General features: G+C 46.2%; 10 protein-coding genes and 2 pseudogenes. 11 read left to right on the top strand and 1 reads right to left on the bottom strand.

Annotated elements, in window-relative coordinates; genetic code table 11:
- The first annotated feature begins 111 nt into the window (after positions 1–111).
- The 9 genes and pseudogenes from grpE (at position 112) to ACWA2B_RS18345 (ending at position 10,081) form a co-directional block, all read left to right on the top strand.
- A pseudogene (gene grpE, locus ACWA2B_RS18385) lies at positions 112–685 on the top strand (nucleotide exchange factor GrpE).
- Positions 686–862: 177 nt separating this feature from the next.
- Positions 863–2,707 carry a molecular chaperone DnaK gene (dnaK, locus tag ACWA2B_RS18380; protein ID WP_029515356.1) on the top strand — a complete coding sequence of 615 codons (1,845 nt, stop codon included), beginning with the start codon at positions 863–865 and terminating at the stop codon, positions 2,705–2,707.
- Positions 2,708–2,954: 247 nt separating this feature from the next.
- Positions 2,955–4,085 carry a molecular chaperone DnaJ gene (dnaJ, locus tag ACWA2B_RS18375; protein WP_029515355.1) on the top strand — a complete coding sequence of 377 codons (1,131 nt, stop codon included), beginning with the start codon at positions 2,955–2,957 and terminating at the stop codon, positions 4,083–4,085.
- Between the two features lie 155 nt (positions 4,086–4,240).
- The gene (gene dcuS / locus ACWA2B_RS18370; protein WP_081317617.1) at positions 4,241–5,896 is read left to right on the top strand and encodes a DcuS/MalK family sensor histidine kinase; all 1,656 of its coding nucleotides are present in this window, start codon (positions 4,241–4,243) and stop codon (positions 5,894–5,896) included.
- A complete protein-coding gene (dcuR, locus tag ACWA2B_RS18365) occupies positions 5,889–6,599 on the top strand; it encodes a two-component system response regulator DcuR (protein WP_069012557.1) in 711 nt (236 codons plus the stop codon). The genes dcuS and dcuR overlap by 8 nt, the downstream gene beginning before the upstream one ends.
- 121 nt (positions 6,600–6,720) lie before the next feature.
- Entirely contained in the window at positions 6,721–8,067 is a 1,347-nt protein-coding gene (locus tag ACWA2B_RS18360) for a 2-hydroxycarboxylate transporter family protein (RefSeq protein ID WP_069012558.1), read from the top strand.
- A gap of 63 nt (positions 8,068–8,130) precedes the next feature.
- Positions 8,131–9,328: pseudogene (locus ACWA2B_RS18355) on the top strand (NAD(P)-dependent malic enzyme).
- Positions 9,329–9,496: 168 nt separating this feature from the next.
- Entirely contained in the window at positions 9,497–9,871 is a 375-nt protein-coding gene (locus ACWA2B_RS18350) for a hypothetical protein (protein ID WP_069012560.1), read from the top strand.
- Positions 9,872–9,895: 24 nt separating this feature from the next.
- Positions 9,896–10,081 (top strand): YfhD family protein, encoded by a 186-nt coding sequence (locus ACWA2B_RS18345; protein ID WP_029515349.1) that lies wholly within the window; start codon positions 9,896–9,898, stop codon positions 10,079–10,081.
- Positions 10,082–10,165: 84 nt separating this feature from the next.
- Here ACWA2B_RS18345 and ACWA2B_RS18340 read toward each other — a convergent pair whose 3' ends face one another.
- Positions 10,166–10,564, bottom strand: coding sequence for a hypothetical protein (locus ACWA2B_RS18340; protein WP_141695525.1), 399 nt, complete (start codon positions 10,562–10,564; stop codon positions 10,166–10,168).
- A 39-nt stretch (positions 10,565–10,603) separates the two neighbouring features.
- Here ACWA2B_RS18340 and prmA point away from each other — a divergent pair, with 39 nt between their 5' ends.
- Together prmA and ACWA2B_RS18330 are read left to right on the top strand one after the other, a co-directional pair.
- Positions 10,604–11,569 (top strand): 50S ribosomal protein L11 methyltransferase, encoded by a 966-nt coding sequence (gene prmA / locus ACWA2B_RS18335; protein ID WP_029515347.1) that lies wholly within the window; start codon positions 10,604–10,606, stop codon positions 11,567–11,569.
- 2 nt (positions 11,570–11,571) lie between these two features.
- A complete protein-coding gene (locus tag ACWA2B_RS18330; RefSeq protein WP_029515346.1) occupies positions 11,572–12,264 on the top strand; it encodes a site-2 protease family protein in 693 nt (230 codons plus the stop codon).
- The last annotated feature ends 64 nt before the right edge of the window (positions 12,265–12,328 follow it).

The raw sequence follows: 12,328 nt of genomic DNA, 5'->3' as shown, positions 1-12,328 counted from the left end.
CATAGGTTGCGGTACTACATGTTCCGCGTCTGGATACGGTTCGTATCCTGCGCGGGTGCATTGTTGCGTGTTTTTGTAAAGGTAGTTATGACTTGAAGGAGGTGAAACATTTTGAAGGAAGAACAAGCGTTCCAAGAAGAAAAAAAAACAAAATGTAAGCACAGAGGAAGCCGCCGAAGCGAGCCAGCAGGAAGAGCCGGTTAATGAAGCGGCGGCACTGGAAGACCAAGAAAGCGAAACAGAGCTGAATAAGCTTCGCGCTCAGGCGGAAGAGCATCAGCAACGGTTTTTACGCGCTCAGGCGGATTTTGATAATTTTCGCCGTCGTACGCTGAAAGAAAAAGAAGACCTTGCCAAATATGCATCTATGAAGCTGGTTACCGAGTTGGTGCCTGTTTTGGATAACTTCGAGCGTGCGCTGGCAACGGCACCGCAAGGAGCGGAGTCTGAGTCATTCAGCAAAGGCGTGGAAATGATTTTCCGCCAGTTTGAGAGTGTGCTCCAGGCAGAAGGAGTAACGGCCATGAATTCGGTGGGACAACCGTTTAATCCTGACTTCCATCAGGCTATTATGCAGGTGGAGAGCGAAGAGCATGAGGAAGGCATTGTTGTTGAAGAGGTACAAAAAGGGTACATGCTGAAGGACAAGGTGCTTCGTCCAGCGATGGTAAAAGTGAGCATGTAGCTTTTTCAATATACATGAGGATTTTGCAAAAATCCCATAAGCGACTTTCAATGAACAATATTGCACTTTGGAGCGACTGGAATCGAATTTTGCAAAATTATGACATTAGAAATACATCATTTTGATTCAACCATTCTGGCCTGCGGGCCTCGTATATACAGAAGGAGGAATTGTCCGATGAGCAAAGTAATCGGTATTGACTTAGGTACAACCAACTCTTGTGTGGCTGTTATGGAGGGCGGCGAAGCAGTCGTTATTCCAAATCCGGAAGGCGCACGCACAACCCCTTCCGTTGTTGGTTTCAAAAAAGATGGAGAACGTACTGTAGGGGAAACAGCAAAACGCCAAGCAATTACAAACCCGGATCGTACAATCATGTCCATCAAGCGTCACATGGGTACAAATCATAAAGAAAGCATCGACGGCAAAGAATATTCCGCACAGGAAATTTCCGCTATGATTTTGCAAAAGCTGAAATCCGATGCTGAAGCTTACCTGGGACAAACCGTTTCTCAAGCTGTTATCACTGTTCCAGCTTACTTCAATGACGGTCAACGTCAAGCAACCAAGGATGCAGGTAAAATTGCCGGTCTGGAAGTTCTGCGGATTGTCAATGAGCCGACAGCAGCTGCATTGGCATATGGTATGGAAAAATCCGAAGACCAAACGATCCTGGTATATGACCTGGGTGGCGGTACATTCGACGTATCCATTCTGGAACTGGGCGACGGTTTCTTCGAAGTTAAAGCAACAAGCGGCGATAACAAGCTGGGTGGCGATGACTTTGACCAAGTGATTATTGATTACCTCGTAAATGAGTTCAAAAAAGATCAAGGCATTGACCTGAGCAAAGATAAAGCTGCTGTACAACGTCTGAAAGACGCAGCGGAAAAAGCGAAAAAAGAACTGTCTGGCGTACTGACAACGACGATTTCTTTGCCGTTTATCACAGTAGCTGATGGCGTTCCACAGCATTTGGAGTTGAACCTGACTCGTGCGAAATTTGAAGAATTGTCTGAAGGTCTGGTAGAACGTACTTTGGGACCTACTCGTCAAGCGATGAAAGATGCAGGCATGAGTGCCAGCGACATCGACAAAATCGTTCTGGTCGGCGGTTCCACACGTATTCCGGCTGTACAAGAAGCAATCAAAAAGCTGACAGGTAAAGAGCCTCACAAAGGCGTAAACCCTGATGAAGTGGTAGCTTTGGGCGCGGCAGTTCAAGCGGGTGTACTGACTGGTGATGTGAAAGACGTCGTTCTTCTTGACGTAACTCCACTGTCCCTCGGTATTGAAACCGCAGGTGGCGTATTTACTAAAATGATTGATCGTAACACGACGATCCCTACGAGCAAATCGCAGGTATTCTCGACATATGCCGACAATCAGCCTAGCGTAGAAATTCACGTGCTGCAAGGTGAACGTGAAATGGCAGCAGGCAACAAAACACTGGGTCGCTTCCAATTGGGAGATATCCCTCCAGCACCACGTGGTGTACCGCAAATCGAAGTTACCTTTGATCTGGATGCGAACGGTATCGTGAACGTATCCGCTACAGATAAAGGCACAGGCAAAAGCCAAAAGATTACGATCACATCTTCCAGCGGCTTGAGCGACGAGGAAGTAGAACGTATGATGAAGGATGCCGAGTTGCATGCGGAAGAAGATAAAAAACGCAAAGATTTGGTAGAAGCGAAAAACGCTGCGGATCAACTGATCTACTCTGTAGACAAAACGATTAAAGATCTGGGCGAAAAAGCGGATGCAGGCGAAGTCGAAAAAGCAAATGCAGCAAAAGAAAATCTGCAAAAAACGCTGGAAACCGACAACCTGGAAGATATCAAAAAGGCTACTGAAGAACTGACTGAAATCGTTCAGCAATTGTCTGTAAAGCTGTATGAGCAAGCTGCTCAAGAAGCACAGGCTCAACAAGGCCAAGACGGCGCAGCAGACAGCAAAGGCCGTGACAATGTGGTTGACGCGGACTATGAAGTTGTTGACGAAGACCAGAAGAAAGACTAAGTTACGGATCGGGTAGTGGTAGCTTTACGGTACACCGATGCGTTATGATATACTGAATAGTAATTGCAGCGTAGCTGCCTTGATAAATAACAATTAGCCGAAGGGTAAGAGTTATTTCCAAGATAAATAAGCATATTACGGGTTGTACTGCCTTGAAATGATGGGAAGGTCAAAGCCGGGTCATCCCGTGCCTTTGGCTTTCCTTTTATATGTAGTGCAGACACGTTGTAGGCATGGGGGTGGAACATTGGCTGATAAGCGTGATTATTATGAGGTGCTGGGCGTCGCGAAGGGCGCTTCGGATGATGAAGTCAAAAAGGCTTACCGTAAGCTTGCGCGTCAGTATCATCCGGACGTGAACAAGGCTGCGGACGCGGAAACTAAATTTAAAGAAGTGAAAGAAGCTTACGATGTTCTCAGCGATGGTCAGAAGCGGGCAAGATATGACCAGTATGGTCATGTAGACCCGAACCAAGGCATGGGAGGCGGCTTTGGTGGTGGTGCCGACTTCGGTGGCGGGTTTGGCGATATTTTTGATATGTTCTTTGGTGGCGGCGGTAACGGCCGACGCGATCCGAATGCACCGCAGCGTGGGAACGATCTTCAATATACGATGACGATTGAATTCAAGGAAGCAGTGTTCGGTAAAGAAACCGACATTCATATTGAACGTACGGAAACATGTGATACGTGTCACGGTACGGGAGCCAAAGCGGGTACTCAACCACAAACCTGCTCCGTCTGCCACGGCAGCGGACAGGAAGAAGTGGTGCAGAATACACCGTTTGGTCGTATGGTTAATCGACGCGCCTGCTCTAATTGCGGCGGTTCCGGTAAAATCATTAAAGAAAAATGTACGACTTGTAGCGGTTCCGGTCGGGTACGCAAGCAACGTAAAATTCATATTCGCATTCCAGCGGGTGTGGATGACGGCGCACAGATGCGTATTAACGGTGAAGGCGAAGGTGGTGTCAACGGAGGACCGGCAGGTGACTTGTACGTCGTGTTCCGTGTGAAATCGCACGACTTCTTTGAGCGTGAGGGAGACGATATCTACTGCGAAATTCCGCTGACGTTCTCACAGGCAGCATTGGGAGATGAAGTCGAGATCCCGACGTTGACCGAGAAAGTGAAGTTGAAAGTTCCAGCAGGTACGCAAACAGGTACTTACTTCCGTCTTAAAGGAAAAGGTGTGCCAAAACTGCGTGGCGTTGGTCAGGGTGACCAGCATATTAAGGTAGTTGTGATAACGCCTAGCAAGCTGAGTGAGGAACAAAAGGATTTACTGCGTCAGTTCTCTTCGCTTAGCGGAGAACAGACGCATGAGAATGAGCAGTCTTTTTTTGACCGTGTGAAGCGCGCCTTCCGAGGCGACTAAGCCCAATTAGAAATCGCGGAGCTTCAACCATGAATCAAAGGAAACTATTCCGCAATTGCGGGGTAGTTCCTTTTTTTATATTCAGGTAAACACATACATAACCATTTTTGTATAGGCATGTTGAACTATCGAGACTTAATATCAAGTAGAAAGGGGTGAGTTCCATCGGAAATGTACAGCTCAAGCTGCGTCGGGGTAAACCACTATTAAAGCTCAGAGGCCTAATTACACTGCTAGTATGTCTAGTTATGGCACTTGTGCTTCTGCCTGTAACCCTGTTATTTGCGGAGAGAGTGGAGCAGGAAACTGAGAAGGGACTGGAAGAAAAGGCAATGTCCATCGCGCGTACACTCGCCCATACGCCGCTTATTGTCAAGCAATTGCAAGGGACAGGTTCGTCTCTTTCCATGCAGGAGTATGTAAAGAGGGTCTCAGTAGCAAATCACATCCAGTTCATCGTGGCTATGGATATGAAGGGAATTCGTAAAACGCACCCGGATGCTAGGATGATCGGCAAAGCCTTTGTCGGTGGAGACGAGTATACTGCACTTCATGGCCATGAGAGCGTGTCCGTTGCGAAGGGTACATTGGGCTTGTCCATGAGAGCCTTTTCCCCCGTGTTCAGTTCAACGGGGAAGCAGGTAGGGGCGATTGTTGTTGGTATATCCATGCAAGATGTACAGATGGCTCAGGAAGGCAACAACCGTCTTATTGCTATCGCCCTTGGCATCGGAATATTGATCGGCACTGGAGGTGCGGTAGTGCTGGCTCGTAAAATCAAAAATATGCTAGTCGGTCTGGAGCCGCCGGAAATCGCACGCTTGCTGGAGGAACGCAGTGCTATGTTGCAATCCATCAAGGAAGGAGTTATTGCGGTAGATGAATTCGGTCGCGTCATGCTGATGAATGCAGAAGCGATTCGTCTACTTAGACAAGCGGGGATTGAAGATTTCTCATTCTCCGGACAGGAAATTACCGTTTATCTATCCGCTTTTCGATTGCAAGAGGTCCTGGAAGCGAGTACTCCACAAATGGATGAGGAAATGGAGCTGGGTGGAATAACTTTGCTGACTACCAGTGTTCCGATACGGGTCAAAGGGGAAATTGTGGGGGCAATTGTAACCTTTCGAGATAAAACGGAAATGAACCAGCTGGCAGAACGTTTGACAGGAGTGTCCCTGTACACGGAAGCACTACGTGCGCAGGCTCATGAATTTATGAACAAGCTGCATGTCATTATGGGGATGGTGCACTTGCAAATGTATGATAAACTGGAGCATTACATTATGGATGCCGTCGAGCATCATCAAGTGGAAATTGGCTCTATCACCCGGCAGATTAGGGACCCGGTTATGGCAGGGTTTGTGTTGGGAAAATTAAGCCGGGCCAGAGAGGTAGCGGTAAGTTTTGAACTGACTCCAGGTAGTTACTTGCCCGAATCCAGTCAAACTCAAACGACGCATGAACTGATTACTATTCTTGGCAATCTGTTTGATAATGCGGTGGAGGCGATGGAATCTTTCGAGCACAAGCGAATTACCCTTTCACTTTATTATGAAGAAAGCCAGAAGAACGGTTATCTGACCTGTATCATGTGCGACAATGGTCCAGGTATACCGGAAGGGCTTGTGAAGGCTATATTTGAAAAAGGTTTTTCGACCAAGGGAGAGTCACGAGGGATGGGTCTTTATCTAGTGACGCAAAGCGTGAAAAGATTACAGGGAAGTATAAAGTTAATCCCAGCCGAGCAAGGGTGCTGTTTTCAGATTACGATTCCATACATTATAGCGGGGAATGATGAACATGATTAATGTCCTGATTGTAGAAGATGATCCGATGGTTGCGGAATTTAACCGCAAATATATGGAGCAGGTAGAAGGTTTCCGATGTGGGGGTTGGGCTTCTTCTGTGGAAGAGGCTAAGAAATATATAGCTGAACAAGCCATTGATCTGATATTGCTAGATGTGTATATGCAGGAAAACAATGGCCTCGATTTACTGTCATTCATACGGGAGACAGGTGTAAATATAGATGTCATTGTCATCTCGGCTGCAAGTGACATGAACAGTGTCAAAAAAGCAATGAACTTCGGCGCGGTGGATTACTTAATTAAGCCGTTCCACTTTAACCGTTTTTTGGAGGCCCTCACGGGGTACCGAGAGCACATTAGCATCGTGCGTGAGCGCAGTCTACTTTCTCAGGAGGAGTTGGACCGACTGATTTATCATAAAAGCTTGACTAAAGACTTGGCACGATTGCCCAAAGGCATAACTAAATCCACGCTGGCTATGATATGGAATTGTATCCAGCGGCACAATAATAAGGTACTATTTTCCACCGAGGATATTGCGGAGAGTGCAGGGATATCCAGGGTGTCTATGCGCAAGTACCTGGCTTTTATGACAGAGATTGAGGCTCTTTCCATGGAAACCATATACGGAACCATAGGACGCCCTGTTTACCAATACCGAATATTGCCACAGGCAGAAGACATCATGAATAGTTTTATTTAAGTCTTCTTTCCGATTACTTTAATTACAAAAGTGAATGATTAGTTTTAAAACCAAATAAAGCGTTTTCCAAGGTGTAGAATGGAAACATGATCATCATTCTTCACTTTATGGAGGGAGATTTATGGAAAATGCTACGAACCAGCCTGTCATTCAAAAGGGGCAAAGATGGAGCAAAAATTTTGTAGATGGCATGAGAATGCTGGGCAGGGTAAAGGTGGGGGTTATTCCTCTTCCGCTCTATGCCGTGATCGCGCTGATTGTTTATGCAGCTGCAATTACTGAAAGAATTCCGAACGATCTGTTAGGCGGGTTTGCCGTCATCATGATTTTAGGTATACTGCTCAGTGATCTAGGGGCCAAACTTCCGTTGCTTAAGCATATTGGCGGGCCGGCCATTTTATCTCTTATGGTTCCATCGTTAATGGTATTTTGGAATATGTTCAGTCCATCTGCGATGGGTGCTGTACACACGCTTATGAAAACCTCGAATTTTCTTTACTTCTACATCGCATGTCTAGTAACGGGTAGTATTCTTGGTATGGATCGGAAAATGCTGATGAACGGAATTGTCAGGATTTTCGCCCCCATTATTATAGGATCTATTGCAGCAGTTGCCGTGGGGATGATAGTGGGTATGGCTTTTGGCTATAGCGCCTATCATACATTTTTTTTCATCATCATTCCGATTATCTCCGGTGGGATTGGGGAAGGCATTTTACCGTTGTCCATTTCGTATGGATTGGTGCTGGGCAAGGATTCGGCAATATTCGTGTCTCAATTTATCCCCGCTGCAATTATCGGGAACATTGTTGCAATCATAGGTGCGGGTATTCTGAAGAGATTAGCGGAGAAAAATCCAAAAACTTCAGGTAACGGGAGGTTATTGAAACTAGAAAAACATGCAGAAAAGCTAGCCCCGGCAAGTCTGGAACAATCGATTTCTTTTCCATTGATGGGAGGAGGTCTGCTGTTAGCTTGCACTTTCTTTATTGTGGGTAAGTTGCTGGAGCCGTATCTCCATATTCCAGGTCCGATCCTCATGATTCTGGCGGCGGCGTTAATTAAGTGCATTCAGATTATGCCGAACACATTGGAGCAGGGAGCTTTTCACTTATACAAATGTATAACGGCAAGTCTGACATGGCCCTTGATGGTGGGATTGGGTATTTTGTATGTACCTTTGGATAGTGTGGTTGGGATCTTAACGGTTCCTTATGCCATCACCTGCGCATCTGTTGTAGTTGCATTGATTGTTACCGGATACTTCACAGGAAAATGGATTCACATGTATCCTGTAGAAGCTGCTTTGGTGACTAGCTGTCGCGGTGGATTAGGGGGCACGGGAGATGTAGCCATTCTGTCTGCGTCCAATCGGATGGAACTGATGCCTTTTGCGCAAATTGCAACACGTATTGGTGGGGCAGGCACGGTCATTTTAGCAACTTTGTTACTCCAATTATGGAGCTGATGAGTTTTATACACAGGACTGAGATTCATATCCAAAAAGAGACATGAAAGGACGGAGAAAAATATGAGCAGTTTAATAGATGAAATTAGAGAATTACACGCAGGTGGCAAAATGGAGACCTTACCGAAGAAACCAATTGAAACGATGGAGGGGCTGTCCAAAGTGTATACGCCGGGTGTAGCTGAAATTTGTATGGAAATTGCCAATGACCCTGCCAAAGCGTTCGAATTAACGATCAAAAAAAAATACTGTAGCGGTCGTATCAGATGGAACAGCAGTACTGGGATTAGGAGATATCGGGCCGGAGGCTGCTATGCCTGTAATGGAGGGTAAAGCGGTGTTGTTCAAACAATTTGCAGGTGTCGACGCCTTTCCGATTTGTCTCAACACGAAGGACGCTGATGAAATTGTTCAAATTGTTAAAATGATTGCTCCTGCTTTTGGCGGCATTAATTTGGAGGATATATCTTCGCCACGCTGTTTTGAAATCGAGAGACGGTTGAAGCAGGAACTGGACATTCCAGTATTTCATGATGATCAACATGGTACGGCAGTCGTTGTGTTAGCGGGTCTGGTCAATGCATTAAAGGTATGTGGCAAAAAAATGGAGGATGTCAAAGTCGTATTTGCAGGAATCGGTGCAGCGGGTATGGCCTGCTCCCGTATGCTGCTTAAGGCAGGTGTGCGCAATCTGATTGGCGTTGATCGACAGGGAGCTATTCACCGTGATGTGGAGTACAGTAATCCGCATTGGACAGAGTATGCGAACATGACTAATCCGCACAATTTAAGTGGGAGTTTATCCGAGGTGATTGTGGGAGCTGATGTATTCATCGGTGTGTCAGGCCCGAACATACTGACTGTAGAGGATATACAGAGCATGGCAACTGATCCTATTGTGTTCGCCATGGCGAATCCGATTCCGGAAATCGATCCGGCTGTAGCTGCACCTTATGTACGTGTGCTCGCTACTGGCCGCTCCGATTTTCCAAATCAGATTAACAATGTGCTGTGCTTCCCGGGAATTTTCCGGGGTGCTCTAGATTGTCATGCTACGACGATTAATGAGGAAATGAAACTAGCTGCCGGACTTGCCATCGCTGATGCGATCTGTCCTGAGGAGCTAAGTGAAACTTATATCATACCGAATGTCTTTAATCCGAAGGTGGTTCAAAAGGTACGGGATGCAGTTATTCGCGCTGCTTGGGAGACAGGAGTAGCTAAGTCAGGTGAAGCTCCAGCAGCTGTTTTACACCCGTAAAAGTTATGCTCTTCACAAACTCTGGTTCACTGTCTTGGCCTACTGTTCTTGATATCGTCTGCATCCGTCGGAATATAAAATCGTGCCAATGAGCAGGATATAACAAAGCGTAACGCTCTATGCTCTTGAAGAGCAGTTGCGCTCAATACTACACAGGGAGATTTTGAGATGGGCGAAAAAAATATTTTGGCGTATTTCAAAAGTCCTGAGGAAGCACAGGGAGCTGCTAGAAAACTGGAAGCTCTCCGGGCAGCCGATGTGTCGATAGACCGATTTAGCCGGTATCCGCGGCAGTCTACTGGCAACGCCGGATTGCCTGTATTTTCAGGACAGATTAGCAGCTTGTCCTCATTGACACAGGGCGTGGACTTTACAGATGCAACTCCAGCAATACTGGCTGCGGCTGATCCGTCCGCCAGTGGCATGAGTGATGGAGGACAGGGCGGACCGACAGGCCGCGATATTTTGTTGACTGCTGTGGTGGATGAATCCATTCATCATCAGGCAATGTCCATCGTGGAACAAGCGGGTGGAATGCTGTGAAAAGTTTGGAAGGGGCAGTGACCGATGTCTAAAAACAAACGGTTTGATAAAGTGCTAACCAAAACAGAGAAAATCAAACGCATGCAATCTGCTAAAAATGAAGATGTTGAGTTCTCAGCAGATCAGGCAGATGCTGAGGATCTGGAAGCGATCCGGCGTAGCGAAGGAGCTGACCGTCGTCAGCAGCGTATCATAAACGACAATGAGTAGAATTTAATAAGACGGGTTATCTCCATCAATAGGATGATTTGTGGGATAGCCCGTCTTATTTGTGTTCTTTCCTTTTTCTATTCATTATCCGCTGTATGCTGTTGCACTAAAAACAAGAGGACCGGCGACGAAAGCAGTAGTCGCAGGCGTTTGATTTTCAATAATTAGTTGGTAGTTTTGCACGCCCAGAGGCGCAACGTCTACCGTTTCGACATTAAGAATAATATTGTTATCGAAGACATTGGATTCCAGTCCGTAATAAATTTCCTTGCCGGCTCTCCATATACGTACAAGTACTCGAATGTTGCCGACACCGACGAAACGTAGTCCAATCGAGGCTTTTAACTCTACACGGTTGTTGACAGCACCAGAAATAGCAGGATCAATAAATACAGACGTCGTAGCAATTCCAAGTCCGGCTGGAGAAATCGGAAAAGGACGATTACCAGCTTTTTTGAACTCCTGTGCATGTATATAGTACAATGTAATGTATGCATGTGAAATGAGGAGGAAATGAAAACCATGTTGTGGAATGAAATTACAATACATACAACCGAAGAAGCCATCGAAATGATTTCGAATTTTCTGCACGAAGCAGGTGCAGGAGGGGTTTCCATTGAAGAATCCGGTTCGCTCAACAAGCCGCGGGATACGTCCTATGGACAGTGGTATGATCGACCTTTGAACGACATACCTGAAGGACAAGCGATCATCAAAGGCTATTTTGCCGAAGAAGTGGACATGGATAGTATTCGTTCGCAAATTGAGCCGCGCGTCGAAGAATTGAGAACTTTCGATATTGACCCTGGTGAGGTTCAGTATGAACTGAAAACAGTTGATGAGGACGACTGGGCAAATGCTTGGAAGCAATATTTCAAGCCTTTGCGTGTGTCGGACCGTCTGACGATTAAACCCACTTGGGAGGACTATGAGCCTGCGAGTGAAGAGGAAAAAATCATTGAGCTGGACCCTGGTATGGCCTTCGGGACTGGAACGCATCCTACGACATCCCTTTGTCTGAGAACGCTGGAATCTGTAATTAAGGGCGGGGAAGAAGTCATTGATGTCGGCACGGGTTCCGGTATTTTGGCCATTGGAGCTGTAAAGCTGGGAGCGAAGCATGTACTTGCCTTGGATCTCGATCCGGTGGCAGTATCCAGTGCGCGGGAAAATACGCGTCTGAACGGGCTGGAGGAACGCATTACCATTAAAGAAAGTGATTTGCTATCGGTGCTTAATGCAAGCGATCCAACGCTGGGTATCCAGTTACCCGTCAAGCTAGTGGTAGCTAATATATTGGCAGAGATTATTTTGCTGTTCATTGACGATGTATATAAAGCCCTGGAACCAGGTGGTATTTATATTGCTTCAGGGATTTGGAAGAACAAAGAAGAAGTTGTCGAAACTGCGTTGAAGGCAGCTGGCTTTGAGATTGCCGAAATAAGCCGGGATGAAGATTGGCTGGCGTTTGTGGCGAGAAAGAGGTAAGTATGGATTTTTTACAAAATATTTTTCGTGTAAATTTAAATGTTCTTCCATTTTATTTGCTGGCCGTGATCATATCGTTCACGGTTCATGAGTTTGCACATGCATTTTATGCCAATAAATTTGGTGACCCTACAGCCAAGCTACTTGGGCGCGTGACTTTAAATCCGGCAGTGCATATTGACCTGCTGGGTACGCTACTGCTGCTGATCGGAGGCTTTGGCTGGGCCAAGCCAGTTCCGGTTAATCGTGATAACTTTAGTCGTCCGCGCCTCATGGGCATTATTGTATCGGCTGCGGGTCCGCTCAGCAATCTGCTGCTTGCATTTGTTACTACTTTAATCTATGCCGTGCTCCTTCATTTTCAAGTATTGCCGGGGATGGAGAACCAACGGGTGGCTCAAGCAATCTATTTGTTTATCAATGCTTTGATCAATTTAAATCTGTTTTTGTTTATCTTTAATTTGATCCCATTGCCTCCACTGGATGGATACCGGATTGTGGAAGATGTGGCCCCCACTCCTGTACGTCGCAAACTCCAGCAGTTTGAACAGTGGTCGATCTTTATTTTTCTGCTTATCCTGGTCATTCCACAGGTTCGAGTTGTAACGATTGAACCTCTTTACACGCTGGCCCAGATGATTTATATACAGTTTTTGCAGTTCTCTTTTTATATCACTGGATTGTTCGGAGCCTAAGGGCTCCTTTTTTTACGAGAATGGTAGGTATACCTTGAATAGAAGAGTGAACAGACTGGTCATA

Source organism: Paenibacillus sp. CMM36 (assembly GCF_053570945.1).
This window is presented reverse-complemented; position numbering and strand designations above follow the sequence as displayed.

What these genes read in the sequence shown, in the direction of transcription:
- dnaK (WP_029515356.1), top strand. Translation starts at nt 863, where the DNA reads ATGAGCAAAGTAATCGGTATTGACTTAGGTACAACCAACTCTTGTGTG.
- dcuR (WP_069012557.1), top strand. Translation starts at nt 5,889, where the DNA reads ATGATTAATGTCCTGATTGTAGAAGATGATCCGATGGTTGCGGAATTT.
- ACWA2B_RS18360 (WP_069012558.1), top strand. Translation starts at nt 6,721, where the DNA reads ATGGAAAATGCTACGAACCAGCCTGTCATTCAAAAGGGGCAAAGATGG.
- ACWA2B_RS18350 (WP_069012560.1), top strand. Translation starts at nt 9,497, where the DNA reads ATGGGCGAAAAAAATATTTTGGCGTATTTCAAAAGTCCTGAGGAAGCA.
- ACWA2B_RS18345 (WP_029515349.1), top strand. Translation starts at nt 9,896, where the DNA reads ATGTCTAAAAACAAACGGTTTGATAAAGTGCTAACCAAAACAGAGAAA.
- prmA (WP_029515347.1), top strand. Translation starts at nt 10,604, where the DNA reads ATGTTGTGGAATGAAATTACAATACATACAACCGAAGAAGCCATCGAA.
- ACWA2B_RS18330 (WP_029515346.1), top strand. Translation starts at nt 11,572, where the DNA reads ATGGATTTTTTACAAAATATTTTTCGTGTAAATTTAAATGTTCTTCCA.